Raw genomic sequence first — 14,751 nt, 5'->3', positions numbered from 1 at the left:
GCCCGTTGAATCTCGGACGTTCAGTCCGGCGTGTGTTAAGCGGTTGCCCGCTCGCTCTCGCAGGGGGTGTGACCTGCGGTGAAATGGGATCAAGGATCAGGGCAATTGTTTGCCTAATCGATTTACCGGACTCTCGTCTTCAGGGGTATCGACGCTGGATCGTTTCTCCGGTGGGCGTTGCTCGACTTGTAAAGGAATCAACGACGAACTGGCTGTCGAAGCCGCCTTGCCGATCATCCAACGCCGGGGTTCCAGTTCGGTGTAGACGTAGTTGGACACCATCAAATCGCCCTCGGCATCTTCCCAAGGCGCGATCCAGATGCGCATCACCTGGGATGGCGTCCGAATCGGCGTGGGATCTTCGATCTTGGGCACGGGTTGTTGTAACGGTGGTGCGAGTGCCGGTTTTGACATTGTCTCTGATTCGTGGCTGGTTTCGGGAGGCGCTTCGGTTATCGCCGTATTGGTCACCTGGTAGGCCTGCGTCGTCGACAGACAGCTGGGTTCGTCCGGCATGCCTTTACAGCCGTAGTCGGTGGCGCAGCCGGTGGTGATGGCGATCAGCAGTACACTGAGTCTATAAATAGAAAACTGATGAAAGCGTTTCATGGCTTTTTCTCCGTGGCGTTTGTGTTCTGTGCGTTTGTATCGGGCGTTGTTGCCAGACTGGGCGACGGTTTAGGTTTGTCCGCCAACCAATCGGCTAACACCTCGGGTGCGCCACTGTGGGTACGACCGTCAGGAGCAATCAGAAATGGCACACCCTTCAAATCGAATAACTTGGCGGTGACCACGGCTTTTTGCAGCGGCTCTTTGTTGCACTGAACCGGTGGTTCGGTCGGCAAGCCCGCGTAATCCTGTTTCAACAGTCGGTCGCGCACAGCATCTTTGGTTCTGGTATCGCTCGCGCCTAACTGACACGCCAGATGCACGACGAGGTTTTGCGATTCCGGGCCGAGGATGGGGACCATCACCAGTTTGAAGGTGTATTGGTCTTGCAAGGCTTGCAGGTCTTTCATGACCTTGCCGCAGTATGGGCAACGCGGATCGATGAATACCAGCACCTGGCCTTTGCCGTGGCCGACGGTCACCGCACCCAGATCATCGGCCTTGAGCTTCATTCGCGACAGATCGATACGGTTGGCGATTTTGTCGATATCCGCCAGTGCCTTGATTTCCTGCTGGGTCCAGATGTCCATCAATTTGCCGCCGTAAAAGGCAAAGCGGCCATTACTGGAAATAAACACGGTTTGATCGCCGGTTTTGACCATTTTCAGGCCCGAGATCGGCAAGTCTTGCATGCCGTCGATTTTGATCGAGAGCAAACCGGCGGCAATATCCGTGACCGCAGGCTTTTGCGGATTGGCGGCCATGGCGATGGATGTACCGAGTAACGTGGTTATCAATAAAGAAATTTGGCGTAGCGTCATAACGACCTTTGGGTTTGGATTAAGGAATCAGCTCGGCGTCTTCAGCTTCAGTGCCGTGCCTTTTTGCACGATGAAGTTGACCTGGCGGGTGGCGTCGACTTCGATGACCGGGTAAATCTCCTCGGTCATATCCATGTAAAAATGCGACAAGCGTTCCATGGCGTAACCGGCGCCTTTCAGGGCACCGCCTTCCATCGACTGCGATGAAAAGGCACTTTGGAATGGCGTGGTACCGGATAGCGCCCCCAGACCGCCGGTCATCAACACTGGAATCTGGTTGCGGCCAAAGGCATCGGAAAATCCGCGCAGGAAGCCGGCCATCATGGATTGGGCGAGCAGCGCACCTTGTTTGGAAACCACGCGGCCACGCACCCCGTTTTTGCCGTCTTCGCCGGTCGCGTAGGCATTCATCGGTACTTCGATCACACCACCGTCCTGGCGTACGCAGGAAAAGGTCTCGCCGCGAAAATAGGCGCGCTCGGCACTCAGGTCGCCAAAACCCGCAGCCAGCAAAAAACACTCCCGCACATCGGCATGGAAGTGATTAGGCAAGATGGCTTCCTTCTTTATCCGGAACAGTACCGGCATCGGTTCTTTCTTGGCTTTTTTGCCGGTCGGGGCATCGAGGCCGTTCAGTAACACGCCGGTCAAAATGCTGCCGGCCGGGATGAACACGTCGTTGCTGGCCTGATCGCGGTTCGAGCGGCCTCGGTCAGAGGTCGGCACTGCGTCTTTGTCTTTACCATTGGATTGCTCAGCGCCTTCCTGGATGACGCGAATCTGCATCGCCGCCGGCGCTTGGTTATTCGCCCGTCCTCCCGAGACGCCGTTATTGCCGGGTGTTGGTCCAGGAATAGCCGCTTGCTCGAAGACGCGGTTGAGATCGTCCTGGCCATTGTCGAATGGTGTATTACTCGGACGGCGGTTGTAGGGTCTTCCCTGTGTCGTTGGCTCCAAGGTGGTTTGACTGACGTCGCCGGGGTTGCCAGCCACTGCGGGTGTAGACGCTTTGTTCTTCAACGACTCGACTTCACCAGTGACGGCTTGTAGCTTGGCCTCATAGGCTTCGCGTTCTGCTGCCGTCCATTGTTTGAAGCGGATTTCATCGGATTGCTGTTCCCGGCGCTGCTGTTCTTCGATAGCCACTAGCCTGCGGGCTTGCTCGTCGTTCTTCTGCAGCAGATCACGCAATTGCGCGGAAATGCCGTCGATACCCAGCGAGCGAGGATCGCTATCGGTCAGGATGTGTTGGATAGTGGCTTGTTTGCTGAGCGGTTTGCTGACTTCCGGGGTAACGGTGGCCAATGCGATGATGACCGCTAAAACCACGGTACCGATGCCACCGACGGCCAGATTGCGTTTGGCGGCCGGACTCAAGCGTGTCCACCAGGACTCGACGTTGGCCATTAAGGTTGGCCTCCACCCAGTAACGAAGGTCGCAAACTGGTTGACGCTTCAGGCGCCTGTCGGACCACGACATACAGCTCGGTGGCTTCTTGCGGTTTCAACACCACGTTTGGCCAAACCGATACGGCAAGCACGTCCTGTTGAGTGGTTGCGCAACTGCGTTCATCGAACTCGAGCATGTCGCCACCGGTATTCTGGGCAAGGCCCACCAGAATTAAGCGGTCCTGGTTTTCCAAAACTTGGCCGGTTTTAATCTGCACGCGGTCTTGCAGGCAGCGAATTTGTTCCTGCGGCTTGGGTTCGCGTAACGAATAACCCGCTGGGGTCTTTTGCAACCCCAAATCCCGAAACAGCGTTTTCAGTTGGCTGATGTAAGCTTGTTCCTGTTGGCTGGAAGTCCGACTCGCGCTATCGGCGCGCTGCCATTGATTCAGCAACTGATAGCTGTCCTTGTCCAGATCAAGGTGAATTTCCCGTGCCGGAATGCGTTTGGGAATCAGGGTGAGCGACAGCGCGATGTCCTGGTTGTCGCCGGGGGTGATGTATAAGGTCACCGGCGTTTCGTCGGCGGTAGCGACGTAAACGATTTTGTCTTTAGTGCTGGTTGTCGCCTGACTGGTTGTCGTGACCACTGGATGTTCGAACGGCGTGACCAGCCGATTCAAGTGGCCGACCGCAATCGGCATCAGTTCGTTGATGCCGGGTTTAACCGCAATATGCTGGGGACCGATTGATGTGGTTGATGCTGCGTTTGACGCTGCCGCTTGCTGTTTGGCGGCTTTCAAGACGCTGGCATCAACCGGCGGTAACTCAATGCCAAAGTCGGGCTGTGATGGCGATGCGGGTGACTCTTCGGCCACGGTGGTGACCGGTGGTAATATCGTCACCGGTAACTCACCGGCGGCCAAGGCACCATTGGCGAAGCAAAGAAATAACCAGGGGTGCAATAATCGTTTCATGGTTGAGCCTCATGCGGTTGGCCTTGCGTAGATTTCAAACGAGCCAGCGTTCTGGGGGTATCCGGATACACATCGATGTATTCCAATCGGGGCCGATAGTTTTTAATGACGATGATGAATTCGTAAGTACGAGGCTTCACGTCCGGTTTGGAACTGGGACCTTGGCTTTTCAGTTCGCCGCTGACGAAGACTTTATTGGTTTCGGCTTCGTAATCGACATGACGAGGCGTGAAGCTGATTGCCACCCGATCCATCTTGATGGCCTTGATTTGATCGCTCATGGCATCCAGGACACTGCGGTAAATATCCGGCGCCAATAGTGGCTCAACCGCAGTTTTCAGAAAATCGGCATTGGCCGGCGTGGTGTTGCCGAGGAGTTCGGCCAGGAATAAACCCCAGGACTCTTTGAACTCACTGGATGCCTGGCTGCGGGTGACTTCGACTTCCTGGGTCAAGGTCGGCGGCACCAGGATGATGCTACGTTCGGTGCGCCAGGCGGCCAGCGAGGTAGTCACACAAACGACGAGCAATCCAATGATGACGACGCGGCTAAACCGGTTCTCGGTCTCGTGCCCGTCCCAGGTTTGCAGAAACTCCGCCCATTTCATGGCAGAAACTGGCGGATATAAGGATTGGGGATGGTCTGCGCGCGACTGGGCAACAAACCCAGCCAATACAACGCATGTAAGGTGTAACCGTCAGGTCGGTTATCGCGGAAACGCCGGTAAAACTTGACCGCAATCAACCCCAGCGCCAGGCCGGGAATGAACTGGTCGATCAACATGCCGGTGAGCATGCTGACCATGAAGGGTACGATCTCGTCGGCGCTCCACAATAAAATATGGATCGGATCGTCGATCGATTGGGGGATGGCAACGGGTTCCATAATGACCTCCGGTTGGGATGGTCATTATTGTGAAGGGGAATTTGAGAAGGGCTTTTGCAGCTGACGACGAATTTACGCTCAGCTTTAAAAATTGACGGCCGGTTGAGCGATCTACACTTAATCGTCCCTCAGTTTGATCGCGGATGCAAAACTCCAGGAGGCTAAACTTGCTTTAACCGCACCGTCAATCGGCCATTTACAAGCCCAAATCGCTCAAACTGGCATGGTCATCGGGACGCCGGCCCAGCGGCCAGTGAAACAAACGCTGCTCTTCCTTGATCGGCAAATCGTTGATGCTGGCAAAGCGCCGTTGCATGAAACCTTGCGGATTGAATTCCCAGTTCTCGTTGCCGTAACTGCGGAACCACTGGCCGGAATCATCGCGCCATTCGTAGGCAAAACGCACGGCGATGCGGTGGTCGGTAAACGCCCACAATTCCTTGATCAAGCGATAATCCAGTTCCCTGGCCCATTTTCGCTGCAAAAATTCGCGGACTTGTTCGCGGCCTTGCGGAAATTCCGCGCGGTTACGCCAGAGCGTGTCTTCGGTATAGACCAGCACGACGCGGTCCGGGTCGCGCGAGTTCCAGGCGTCTTCGGCCATGCGCACTTTCTGCGCGGCGGTTTCACCGGTAAACGGCGGGACGGGGGCTTTGATTTCTTGGGTCATAGTATTTCTCCGTGATGAAAAGGTGATTGAGTTACGCTTGCCACATACCGGGCATCGCCACATAACCAGGCAATGCGCGAAGGCGTTGGAACCAGGCGATGATGTTGGGGTAGGCGCCGATGTCTAAACCGCCTTCCGGAGCCAGCGCCAAGTAGGGATAGACGGCAATGTCGGCGATGGAAACTGAGTCGCCGACCAGCCAGTCTTGGTTTTGCAGATGGCGGTCGATAATGTCCAGAATCTTGTCGGCGGTTTGCCGGGCTGTTGCCGTATCGATAGGACTCCCGAATTTGTGGTGTACCCGTAGCTTGGCAGGGCCGTGGAAGATTTCATTGGCGGCGGTCGATAGCCAAGCGGCGAACTGCGCAAGTTGATAGGCATCGTCCGGCCACCAAGTTTCACCGCCGTAGCGCTTGGCCAAATAGACCAAAATGGCTTGGCTGTCGCGCACGATCAGACCGTCGTCGTCCAGCACCGGCACCTGGCCGAACGGGTTGCGTTGCAAATGCGCGGCGCCGTGCTGCTCTCCGCCGCGCAAATCTACTGGCTGGGTTTGATAGGGCAAGCCCAGTAAACTGAGCAATAGGCGAACTTTGTGGCAGTTGCCGGATAGCGCCATATCGTAAAGGGTGATCATGCTGGACTCCTTCGGTTAAATGAAACTCTCAAATTGCACCCGTTCGTCGGCGATGCCGAGTTGGCGGGCTGATTGGCGCACGCTTTCGATCAGGCGGGTTGGGCCGCAGACGTAGATGACGGTATCGGCCGTTGCATGACTGAGTATGTTTGGAACGTCCAACCGGGTCGGGGTTTGCGCTTGGCTGAAATAAAACCGGCATCGCTCGGAAAACCATCGTTGCAAGTCTTTGATGAATGCCATTTCCTGCGGCGCTCGACCGGTGTAATGCAGTTGAAATGGCGTACCCCGTGCGGCCAAGGTTTCGGCCATGGCTTTGATGGGGGTGATGCCGATGCCGCCGGCAATCAACAGCGCCGGGCGTTCGTCGTCATGGAGTGGAAAATAGTTTTCCGGAAGATCAGTGTTGATTCTAGTTCCGAGTTGCCAGCCATCATGTAAGGCGCGCGATCCCCCGTCTCCGTCTCCTACCCGCAGCACCGCGATGTGGAAGCAATCCCTTTGGTCCTGTGCATCGGTCAGCGAATAGGCCCGACTGGTGATCGTACCGTCGGGCAGCGCGATCGGCACGCGCAAATGGGCGCCGGCTTGGTAAGCGGGCAATGGCCCGCCATCGGCATGGCGCAATTCGTAGGCGCGAATGCTTGGCGTTAATTGACGAATCCCGCTGATGGTCAAGGGCAATGTGCCATTTCCCAACACGACGGGTGTTTGCGGTGCTGCCGTATAGGTTTGTTGCAGCCGCCGGGTTTGCTCCAACAGTGCTTCGACTTCGCGTTGGCTGTAACGCGGGGTAATGTATTTCGGGCAATTCCAATCGAAGGCCTCGACTCGAATCACGATGCCGCGTTCCACTGGAGCGCGAAAGTCGGGTAATTCCAGCTTGGACAATAATTCCGGCTCGTTAAGTTCGTGGACCACTCGCGCTCGGCCCCAGATTTTCAGACGTTGCCGTCCGGGGTAGTCCATCAGCAACAGGCTCATCCGGTCGTCGCCGCGTAAATTGCCGACCGAAAGGTATTGGCGGTTGCCGCTGAAATCGGCATATCCGATGGTTTGTTCGTCCAACACTTTCAAGAACCCAGCCGGCCCGCCGCGGTGCTGAACGTATGGCCAACCGCTCTGACTCACGGTGGCTTGATAAAAGCTGTCGCGTTCGGCGATGAAGGCTTGTTCGAACTCGCTCAACGCCACCGTTTCGGTGTCGCCGAGTTCGACTGACCGGTAAGCCGTGCGACTGCCCATTTCGGCTTGTACCGCTTGGACGTTAGGGGTGAAGCTGATCTTGGCAAACGCACGGGCCATGGTCTTTACTCCGGACGGGTGAAATATTGACGGCTACTCTGGCACAATCATCCATCGTATTGAATAGTCATTATTGGCAATACCTTATTCCATTTAGCGGAATAAATCGGGCCAAACGCTATCTTTGCGCTTAGCCCGGTTAGGGTTTAGGCGGCTTGTTTTAACGTGACTTTCGGAAAGTCAATGTCAACCCGGCTGGCTTTGCCCAAGATATTGGTCAGGATATTCATGCCGACATGGGTAATCACCTCGACGATGTCAGCCTCACTAAAACCGGCGTCACGCATCGCTTGCAGTTCGGTATTGGTCACCTCGCCCTTATGCTCAACCAGGGCGCGGGCGAATTTGACCGCCACCGCCGCTTTGGCATCTTGACTGGTGCCGGCTCGGTTGGCTTCGATTTCCGCCCCATTCAAGCCGGCTTTGCGGCCGATGGCGGTATGGGCAGACAGACAGTATTCACATTGATTCTGCTGCGCCAACGCTAACGCGATACGTTCGCGGGTACTGGCATCCAGAGAACCATGATTGGCGATGTGATGCAAGCCGAGGAAGGCCTTCAAGGCATCTGGCGAGTGGGCAAACACGCGCAAGAAATTAGGCACCATACCCAGTTGATCCTGGATGGCTTCAAACAGGGCACGTTGTTCGATGTTGGCTGTTTCGTTGCTGATGGTGGTAATACGGCTCATGATATTTCTCCAAAAAATGAAAGGGGTTTTCGTTTGCCTGAATGAAATTCAACAGGCGGGTACAGTGTGATCTATTGCGAAATAATAAAGAATATCTAAAATATTTAATTAACTATTCCGACAAGTGGAATTAATGATGGACAGATTGCATTTGATGAACGTGTATGTGGCAGTAGTCGAAGCCGAAGGCTTTGCCGGCGGCGCGCGCAAGCTACAAATGTCGCCACCCGCCGTGACGCGGGCAGTAGCGGCTTTGGAGGAGCGATTGGGGGTTAAGTTGCTGAACCGTACCACCCGCTATGTGCGGATGACCGAGGCCGGCCAGAAATATTACGAAGACAGCAAGCGCGTCATCGCCTTGGCCGACGAAGCCGACGATGCGGCGCTGGGCATCAACGCCGAACCGCGTGGCCAACTCACACTGACTGCCTCGGTATTGTTTGGGCGTTTGTTCATCATGCCGGGCATTGTCGAGTATTTACGCCGCTATCCGACGGTGGAAGTCAACGCCTTGTTCGTCGACCGGGTAGTCAACATGCTGGAGGAAGGTGTGGATGTGGCGATACGCATCGGCGATTTGCCCGATTCGTCGTACCGGGCGTTGCGGGTGGGTTCGGTTAGGCGGGTAGCGTGTGCCTCGCCGGAGTATCTGGCCGAACATGGCATCCCGCAAACGCCGGAAGATTTAGCCAAGCATCGAATCATCTTGGCGCGCGGCTTGAATCCGAACAATGAAATACGCTTTCAGTACGATGGGCAGGCGCAGACGATCAAATTGCAACCGGTATTGAGTGTCAGTGACAACGATTCGGCAGCCAGCGCCGCCATGGCTGGACTGGGCATTACCCGTTTGTTGAACTATCAAATCGCCGAACCGCTGCGCACCGACCAACTGAAAATCGTGCTGGGCGACTACGAAAGCCCGCCGGTTCCCGTGCATATCCTGCACCGCGAAGGCCGTCATTCCTCTGCCAAAATCCGTTCGTTCGTCGATTTAATGGCTAAAAGGCTGCGGGCAGAATTGGCCTTGAATTGACGAACGGTTGTTAACTTTTCCGGAACGTTCCGGGCGATACGCCAAAGTGACGTTTAAAGGCTTTGCTGAATGCCGGCACCGACTCGTAACCGCATTTTTCCGCCACGCGCTCCACGGTCATATTCGGCTCCATTAACCAGTGAGCAGCGATTTGCAAGCGCCATAGCGTCAGATATTCGATGGGTGAATGGCCGATCAAGGCAGCAAATTTCTCCGATAACACCGACTTGGAAACGCCGGCCTTGGCGCATAGTTCGCTGAGCGTCCAGGCATGCCATGGAGACTCATGGATCAGGGTCAACGCATTGGCCAGGCGTTTGTCCTGCATGGCGGCAAACACGCCCTCGCGCACCAAATCTTGCTCGATGCAATGACGAATCGCCAAGACGAATAAACTATCGCATAAGCGCTCCACGACTGAATCACTGCCGAAACGCGGCGCCGAGGTTTCGCCAATCACCAATTCGAGTAACCGCGTCAGAATCATTCCAGCTTGGCTTTGCCGGATCACGATTTCGGCAGGCAGCGCTTGCCACAACAGGGATTTTGGGGCAGCCAGTTGGATTTCGCCGCACACGAAACCCACGTCACCTGCAGCCCACGGGGTCATTCGGGTGTCGCAATCGTTATCCGGTAAATCCTCGGCGCTATACGACAGAAAATGCCGCGCGGCATGCGGCAAAAACAGAATCAAATCGCCGGTATCCAGCGGCATCGGCTCCGACCAACTTGGCGAGTGGACAAAGCCGCGTCCCTTGCTGACCAAGTGAAACCATACCGAGGTGTCCGAGTTATGGTCCATCAACCAACGCCCGCACACCCCACCGGAATAGACCAATTTGGCGTGCAGATTCAATCCATTAATCAACGGGGTCAAGGCATCCATCGTTTACTCCCGGAATATCGGACAAGTACGCCGGAAGCGTGCGCATGGGATGAAGCAATGGTTTTTCTTAACCTATCCCCGTCGAAACGAATTCGCATCGGCATTACACCTCATGTTTTTAAATTAAAGGAGAGACAGCATGTCCCAATTCAAAATACATTCTATCCAGACAGCGCCTGCCATTGCACAACCACTGCTGGAAGGATCATTAAAAAAATACGGCTTCGTGCCCAACCTGCACGGCGGTTTGGCCGAAGCGCCGGCGGCTTTGAAGTCTTACATCGAATTGACGGCCTTGTTTGATCAGACATCGTTTAGCCCGACCGAACAGCAAGTCATTTTGCTGGCTATCAGCGTCGAAAACCATTGCACCTACTGTGTTGCCGCGCACTCGATGATCGCCAAACACATGGCCAAGGCCGATCCGGCGATCGTCGAAGCCCTGCGCAACGGCAAACCGCTATCGGATGCCAAATTGGACGCTCTGGCCAGTTTTAGCCGCGCAGTGGTGAAAAACCGCGGCGTAGTTTGCGGGCAAACCCTGGACAAATTTATCACGGCAGGCTACAGCCGGGCGCAGGTATTGGAAGTGTTGCTGGGCGTGGCGTTCAAAACCTTGAGCAATTACACCAACCATATTATCCATGCTCCGCTGGATACCGCTTTTCAGGCCGAAGCCTGGGAAGAGCCCGCGCAATGCAGCAGTCGGCAGTGCGCTTGATTGTTTGACTTATAAATAGGTAAACACCATGAAAGTAAAACAAACCGCAGTGGTTTTATTGGAACTGCAAAACGACTTTCTAACTGAAGGCGGCAAACTATACCCGTTATTGAAGCCGGTATTGGAAACCTACGATGTCAAAGCCAACCAAAACGAGTTAATCCGGGCGGCACGGGCTAGCGGTATGCTGATCGTGCATGTGCCTATCAGCTTTTCGACCGATTATCGGGAAATGGGCGATGCGCCATACGGTATTCTGCAAGCGGTAAAAAATGCCGGTGCCTTGATCAAGGATACTTGGGGCAGCGCGATTGCCGACGGTGTCGATATTCAAGCCGACGATATTGTCGTTGAGGGTAAATCAGGCATCGATGCCTTCGCCGGCACGCATCTGGATTTCGTTTTACGATCGCACGGCATTACCGCCATTGCCCTGGCTGGACAACTAACCAATATTTGTATCGAATCCACGATGCGCGCCGCTTACGACAAAGGGTATCGCGTGTTCGGGATTACCGATGCCAGTGCCACTATCGGCTTAGAGCAGTACGACGCTTCCATCGAACACAACTGGCCAATGTTCAGCGAGCCGATGACCCATAACGTATTCCTGGATCGAGCGGCAGCATAAGCGCATGCCAGGATGCGTCACTTCTTTCGCGTTGGCGCATCTTAGTTTTTTTATACCTAAACATTAAATCAGGAGTAACACCATGCCACTTGTACAAATCAAAGGCATCAGCGGCTATTTGTCGCTACAACAAAAACAGGACATCATCAGCAAAGTCACTGATGCTATCGTGTCGGTGGAAGGCGAAGGTCTGCGTCCGGTCACTTGGGTATTGATCGAAGATGTCGCTTCAGGCGAATGGGGTGTCGGCGGGCAACCGGTCACTACCGACGATCTACGGTCAATGAGGGTTGGTAACCCGTAAATTCAGGGTTTTGAGTGCGGCGGAGTCTTCGCCGCCTCAGCCGTTTGCCAACTCTAAATAGCGCTGCCAGTCCTGATAGGTATCCACGTCCCATTGACTATCCAGTTCGTAAACCTTCAAGTCCAAGGCGTTGGCTCGGCGGCGGGTGACCGACATAACCTGGTCATGCCCCCAGGTCATGTCGCTAAACAGTCTCGGTTTTAACTCGTTTAAGCCGATCATGACGTAACCGCCATCGTCGGCCGGTGCGATGACTGCGTCATGCTCTGCGTGTAACTTTACCAATGCTTGATGTAAATCATCGACGCTAAGACTGGGGCAGTCGCAACCCATCAGCACGGCGTGTTGGTATCGGCCCAAGGCATCATCGAAGGCGTGCTGCATGCGTTCGCCCAAATCGTCGCCCTGCTGTGACTTTAGGGTAAGCGGATAGCGGTGCGCGCAATCCTGAAAATAGTCATGGCTGGTATCCGGTGCGCAATGCAGTTCGACCGGACACAACGGCTGTCGAAAGGCCCGATCTAGCGTCATAGTGGTTAGCTGCCGATGGGCTTGCGCGGCTTGTTCCGCAGTCAATGCCGGTTGCAACCGGGTTTTGACCTGACCGGGAACCGGCGCTTTGCAAAAAATCAGCAGTACGCATTCGGTGAATGGATAGGTCATGGTTCAACGCTTGCGCAACGGTCGAAACGGCATGGCTAATAACTGCAAGAAAGCCAACTCTTGTCGGTCGCGAAACCCGTTCAAGCCAATAGCCATCGCGGTTTGCGGTTGCTGTGATCGATGGCGGTAGGTCTTGAACAGACGGTCCCAACACGACAAGGAAAAGCCGTAATTGCTGTCTGTTTCCTGTTGCCGGGCGGAATGATGAATCCGGTGCATGTCCGGCGTGACCAATAGATAACGCAGTATCCGCTCGGCCAGCGGCGGCAGGCTGACATTGCCGTGATTGAACAGCGCGCAGCCATTCAGGATGATTTCGAACGCGATGACGGCCAGCGGGGCGGCGCCGAGTATAATCACCAGCAAAACTTTGTAAGCCATGGACAGCATGATCTCTAAGGGATGAAAGCGCACCGCGGTGGTGGTATCGAAATCAAGGTCGCTGTGATGCACCTGATGCAGACGCCAGAACCATTGCCAACGATGGGCCGCGACATGCTGCGCGTAAATCGCCAAATCCAGTAACAGCAGGCTGAGCGAAATGTTCAGCCAATCGGCTACGGGCAGGTTGTTGAACAGGCCAAGCTGTTGTTCCACTGCCCAGTTCGCGGCCAACCAGGCCGCCGCGCCGATGCTGATGCGCATCACACCGACATTCAATGCCGCCAAACCGAGATTGATAGCCCAGCGCTGGCTGCGCGGGAGGCTCAAATGCCGGGTAGGACTTAGCGCTTCCCAAATCGCCATCAACAACAAAATGCCGATAAACAGGCCAAAGCGCAGTATGACTTCCATCATCGTCTCCCGTAATAACGCATGGCCAGATCATCGGGATCGGCACCGAAAAAGTACATTAAGCGCAGTCGCCACATCAGCAGGATGGTTTTCAATATACCGTGCTGTTGCCAGCGCCGTGCCGAAGTTTGCACGTTGGCGTTTAAACAACAGGGTTTACCAAGTTTTTTAAGCTTGCTGCTGATGGCAATATCTTCCATCAACGCCATCGCCGGAAAGCCGCCCACCGTTGCAAATACTTGCCGAGTCATGAACAACGCTTGGTCGCCGGTGGCAATGCCGGTCAGCCGCGAGCGCTGATTCATCATGAAGGCTATCAGTTTGAAGATGGGCTTGGGGTTGTCGAATGCCGCATCGAAACGTCCCCAGTGGAAACCTTCGGCCACGGCCTGGCTTATCAAATCAATCGCATTATCCGGCAATCGGGTATCGGCATGTAAAAACAGCAGAATCTCCGCCTCAGCTTGTAAAGCACCCACATTCATTTGGATGGCCCGACCGCGAGCAGCGAGTATGATCTTATCGACCAGAGATTTCGCAATCTCCGGGCTGTCATCATGACTGCCGCCGTCAACTAGTGCTTAATTCCGTAAGTTAGCGATAGTATTTCGTAATTGCGCACCGCGGACCTCGCGTTTCCGCCATCGAAAAGGTGTAGCCGTTGGATTGTAAGCGGCAATAAAGTCTTCAATCGCTTGCCGCAGGGCTGCGATGTTTTGGAAACTGGCGCCGCGTAAAGCTTTGCGCGACAGGATGCCAAACCAGATTTCCACCTGATTCAGCCAACTGGCTGAGGTGGGCGCAAAGTGGAAATGGACATTTGGATGCTGAGCCAGCCAGGCGTCGCATTTTTTGTGGGTACAGTAATTGTCCAGAATCACATGCAACTCTTTGCCCACCGGCGTCTCGGCAACAATCGTGTCCATGAACCCGAGAAAATCTTCACGCCGCTTCGTTTCGGTTATCTGGGCGATGATGTTACCGGTCGCAACCTGCAGGGCCGCAAACAAATTCAGTGTTCCATGACGCTTATAGGTGCTCTGGAATCCGCGCGCAATCTTGCCACTGTCGGTTTCAACGTACCCGGTCATTCGTTCCAGCGCTTGGATACTGGGTTTTTCGTCGACACTGATGACTAAGGCATTCTCGGGCGGACTCAAATACAAGCCAACAATGTCCGCCGCCTTTACCGCAAATTCTTTGTCGGTACTGACGCACCAGGAGCGTTGTCGTTGCAGACAAATCCCTTCCTTGCGGAGCACGCGCCAAACCGCGTAAACCGAACTATTCAGGGCCCTAGCTACAGCGGGACCATCCCAGACGGCTTGTCCCTTTGGCGGTGGCAGTTCAAGGATTGCCAAGACACGCTGTCGAAAATGCTCATCATACGTCTTCGGTGCGCCCGGCCGAGGTTCGTCTGACAGCCCCAAAAGCCCCTGAGCCATAAAGCGGTTTCGCCACTTGATGACTGTATTGGCTCGCGTTCGGCATTGCGCGGCAACCGCTTGGACTTGCGCGCCATCCAGACAGCCCAGAATCATTCGGGCTCGCTCGACCATTCGAGCTTCTTCCGTTCGGCTCGCTGCGCGCCGCTCTAACTCTGCCCGTACTTCCGCGGAACACTCAATTTTTGGGGCTACTCGTGACATCCCTACAAGATTACATTATTAGCGCTTAATAACGCAACTAAGCACTAGCACAAGTTGGCAACGGTCACGAAGTCCCTGCA

Annotated in this window: 18 protein-coding genes and 1 pseudogene; 4 read left to right on the top strand and 15 right to left on the bottom strand. The window is 54.9% G+C overall.

The genetic code is table 11. From position 1 onward, the window contains the following. Positions 1-96: 96 nt before the first annotated feature. The 10 genes from ACR02O_RS15195 to ACR02O_RS15150 all read right to left on the bottom strand — a co-directional run bounded on the left by ACR02O_RS15195 (position 97) and on the right by ACR02O_RS15150 (position 7,986). Positions 97-609 carry a TraV family lipoprotein gene (locus tag ACR02O_RS15195; RefSeq protein ID WP_494521954.1) on the bottom strand — a complete coding sequence of 171 codons (513 nt, stop codon included), beginning with the start codon at positions 607-609 and terminating at the stop codon, positions 97-99. Next, positions 606-1,430 carry a DsbC family protein gene (locus ACR02O_RS15190; RefSeq protein ID WP_494521953.1) on the bottom strand — a complete coding sequence of 275 codons (825 nt, stop codon included), beginning with the start codon at positions 1,428-1,430 and terminating at the stop codon, positions 606-608. The genes ACR02O_RS15195 and ACR02O_RS15190 overlap by 4 nt, the downstream gene beginning before the upstream one ends. Before the next feature lie 27 nt (positions 1,431-1,457). Then, positions 1,458-2,837, bottom strand: a complete 1,380-nt coding sequence (locus tag ACR02O_RS15185) for a TraB/VirB10 family protein (protein ID WP_494521952.1) — start codon at positions 2,835-2,837, stop codon at positions 1,458-1,460. Next, complete coding sequence (locus ACR02O_RS15180) at positions 2,837-3,796, bottom strand: TraK protein (protein WP_494521951.1); 960 nt, start codon at positions 3,794-3,796, stop codon at positions 2,837-2,839. The genes ACR02O_RS15185 and ACR02O_RS15180 overlap by 1 nt, the downstream gene beginning before the upstream one ends. After that, positions 3,793-4,404: a TraE/TraK family type IV conjugative transfer system protein gene (locus tag ACR02O_RS15175; RefSeq protein WP_033159425.1), complete on the bottom strand. Its 612-nt coding sequence runs from the start codon at positions 4,402-4,404 to the stop codon at positions 3,793-3,795. Before ACR02O_RS15175 ends, ACR02O_RS15180 begins: the two co-directional genes overlap by 4 nt. Further along, a complete protein-coding gene (gene traL, locus ACR02O_RS15170; RefSeq protein ID WP_033159426.1) occupies positions 4,401-4,682 on the bottom strand; it encodes a type IV conjugative transfer system protein TraL in 282 nt (93 codons plus the stop codon). The genes ACR02O_RS15175 and traL overlap by 4 nt, the downstream gene beginning before the upstream one ends. Positions 4,683-4,878: 196 nt before the next feature. Next, complete coding sequence (locus ACR02O_RS15165) at positions 4,879-5,352, bottom strand: nuclear transport factor 2 family protein (protein WP_033159427.1); 474 nt, start codon at positions 5,350-5,352, stop codon at positions 4,879-4,881. Positions 5,353-5,383: 31 nt separating this feature from the next. Beyond that, positions 5,384-5,989, bottom strand: coding sequence for a glutathione S-transferase family protein (locus ACR02O_RS15160; RefSeq protein WP_494521950.1), 606 nt, complete (start codon positions 5,987-5,989; stop codon positions 5,384-5,386). 15 nt (positions 5,990-6,004) lie between these two features. After that, positions 6,005-7,294 (bottom strand): pyridoxamine 5'-phosphate oxidase family protein, encoded by a 1,290-nt coding sequence (locus ACR02O_RS15155; RefSeq protein WP_494521949.1) that lies wholly within the window; start codon positions 7,292-7,294, stop codon positions 6,005-6,007. 146 nt (positions 7,295-7,440) lie between these two features. Next, a complete protein-coding gene (locus ACR02O_RS15150; RefSeq protein WP_458137603.1) occupies positions 7,441-7,986 on the bottom strand; it encodes a carboxymuconolactone decarboxylase family protein in 546 nt (181 codons plus the stop codon). A 133-nt stretch (positions 7,987-8,119) separates the two neighbouring features. On the opposite strand from ACR02O_RS15150, the gene ACR02O_RS15145 reads away from it, so the two are divergent. Further along, entirely contained in the window at positions 8,120-9,022 is a 903-nt protein-coding gene (locus tag ACR02O_RS15145) for a LysR family transcriptional regulator (protein ID WP_458137602.1), read from the top strand. Between the two features lie 10 nt (positions 9,023-9,032). Here the strand turns inward: ACR02O_RS15145 and ACR02O_RS15140 are convergent, their stop codons facing one another. Further along, positions 9,033-9,908: a helix-turn-helix transcriptional regulator gene (locus tag ACR02O_RS15140; RefSeq protein WP_458137601.1), complete on the bottom strand. Its 876-nt coding sequence runs from the start codon at positions 9,906-9,908 to the stop codon at positions 9,033-9,035. A gap of 139 nt (positions 9,909-10,047) precedes the next feature. Here ACR02O_RS15140 and ACR02O_RS15135 point away from each other — a divergent pair, with 139 nt between their 5' ends. The 3 genes from ACR02O_RS15135 (at position 10,048) to ACR02O_RS15125 (ending at position 11,564) form a co-directional block, all read left to right on the top strand. Further along, entirely contained in the window at positions 10,048-10,629 is a 582-nt protein-coding gene (locus ACR02O_RS15135; RefSeq protein ID WP_033159433.1) for a carboxymuconolactone decarboxylase family protein, read from the top strand. 28 nt (positions 10,630-10,657) lie between these two features. Beyond that, positions 10,658-11,260 (top strand): cysteine hydrolase family protein, encoded by a 603-nt coding sequence (locus tag ACR02O_RS15130; protein WP_033159434.1) that lies wholly within the window; start codon positions 10,658-10,660, stop codon positions 11,258-11,260. 82 nt (positions 11,261-11,342) lie between these two features. After that, complete coding sequence (locus tag ACR02O_RS15125) at positions 11,343-11,564, top strand: tautomerase family protein (protein WP_033159435.1); 222 nt, start codon at positions 11,343-11,345, stop codon at positions 11,562-11,564. A gap of 36 nt (positions 11,565-11,600) precedes the next feature. Here ACR02O_RS15125 and ACR02O_RS15120 read toward each other — a convergent pair whose 3' ends face one another. The 4 genes and pseudogenes from ACR02O_RS15120 to ACR02O_RS15105 all read right to left on the bottom strand — a co-directional run bounded on the left by ACR02O_RS15120 (position 11,601) and on the right by ACR02O_RS15105 (position 14,671). Continuing rightward, positions 11,601-12,227, bottom strand: coding sequence for a TIGR04282 family arsenosugar biosynthesis glycosyltransferase (locus ACR02O_RS15120; RefSeq protein WP_033159436.1), 627 nt, complete (start codon positions 12,225-12,227; stop codon positions 11,601-11,603). A gap of 3 nt (positions 12,228-12,230) precedes the next feature. Continuing rightward, on the bottom strand, positions 12,231-13,025 hold the full coding sequence (locus tag ACR02O_RS15115; protein WP_458137600.1) for a sterol desaturase family protein: 795 nt from the start codon (positions 13,023-13,025) through the stop codon (positions 12,231-12,233). After that, positions 13,022-13,588 (bottom strand): annotated as a pseudogene (locus tag ACR02O_RS15110) (TIGR04283 family arsenosugar biosynthesis glycosyltransferase); the annotation flags it as partial. The gene ACR02O_RS15115 and the pseudogene ACR02O_RS15110, both read right to left, overlap by 4 nt. 15 nt (positions 13,589-13,603) lie before the next feature. Next, positions 13,604-14,671, bottom strand: a complete 1,068-nt coding sequence (locus tag ACR02O_RS15105; protein ID WP_458137599.1) for an IS630 family transposase — start codon at positions 14,669-14,671, stop codon at positions 13,604-13,606. Between the last annotated feature and the right edge of the window lie 80 nt (positions 14,672-14,751).

This window comes from Methylomonas sp. PHL2-19, from assembly GCF_059331595.1.
Note: the sequence above shows the minus strand (reverse complement) of the source record. Positions and strands in the feature narration are given on the sequence as shown.

Bases quoted from the DNA above. Each gene is read 5' to 3' on its own strand.
- ACR02O_RS15135 (WP_033159433.1), top strand. From the start codon at position 10,048: ATGTCCCAATTCAAAATACATTCTATCCAGACAGCGCCTGCCATTGCA.
- traL (WP_033159426.1), bottom strand. From the start codon at position 4,682: ATGGAACCCGTTGCCATCCCCCAATCGATCGACGATCCGATCCATATT.
- ACR02O_RS15130 (WP_033159434.1), top strand. From the start codon at position 10,658: ATGAAAGTAAAACAAACCGCAGTGGTTTTATTGGAACTGCAAAACGAC.
- ACR02O_RS15190 (WP_494521953.1), bottom strand. From the start codon at position 1,430: ATGACGCTACGCCAAATTTCTTTATTGATAACCACGTTACTCGGTACA.
- ACR02O_RS15115 (WP_458137600.1), bottom strand. From the start codon at position 13,025: ATGATGGAAGTCATACTGCGCTTTGGCCTGTTTATCGGCATTTTGTTG.
- ACR02O_RS15180 (WP_494521951.1), bottom strand. From the start codon at position 3,796: ATGAAACGATTATTGCACCCCTGGTTATTTCTTTGCTTCGCCAATGGT.
- ACR02O_RS15140 (WP_458137601.1), bottom strand. From the start codon at position 9,908: ATGGATGCCTTGACCCCGTTGATTAATGGATTGAATCTGCACGCCAAA.
- ACR02O_RS15195 (WP_494521954.1), bottom strand. From the start codon at position 609: ATGAAACGCTTTCATCAGTTTTCTATTTATAGACTCAGTGTACTGCTG.
- ACR02O_RS15150 (WP_458137603.1), bottom strand. From the start codon at position 7,986: ATGAGCCGTATTACCACCATCAGCAACGAAACAGCCAACATCGAACAA.
- ACR02O_RS15105 (WP_458137599.1), bottom strand. From the start codon at position 14,671: ATGTCACGAGTAGCCCCAAAAATTGAGTGTTCCGCGGAAGTACGGGCA.
- ACR02O_RS15175 (WP_033159425.1), bottom strand. From the start codon at position 4,404: ATGAAATGGGCGGAGTTTCTGCAAACCTGGGACGGGCACGAGACCGAG.
- ACR02O_RS15185 (WP_494521952.1), bottom strand. From the start codon at position 2,837: ATGGCCAACGTCGAGTCCTGGTGGACACGCTTGAGTCCGGCCGCCAAA.
- ACR02O_RS15165 (WP_033159427.1), bottom strand. From the start codon at position 5,352: ATGACCCAAGAAATCAAAGCCCCCGTCCCGCCGTTTACCGGTGAAACC.
- ACR02O_RS15125 (WP_033159435.1), top strand. From the start codon at position 11,343: ATGCCACTTGTACAAATCAAAGGCATCAGCGGCTATTTGTCGCTACAA.
- ACR02O_RS15155 (WP_494521949.1), bottom strand. From the start codon at position 7,294: ATGGCCCGTGCGTTTGCCAAGATCAGCTTCACCCCTAACGTCCAAGCG.
- ACR02O_RS15160 (WP_494521950.1), bottom strand. From the start codon at position 5,989: ATGATCACCCTTTACGATATGGCGCTATCCGGCAACTGCCACAAAGTT.
- ACR02O_RS15120 (WP_033159436.1), bottom strand. From the start codon at position 12,227: ATGACCTATCCATTCACCGAATGCGTACTGCTGATTTTTTGCAAAGCG.
- ACR02O_RS15145 (WP_458137602.1), top strand. From the start codon at position 8,120: ATGATGGACAGATTGCATTTGATGAACGTGTATGTGGCAGTAGTCGAA.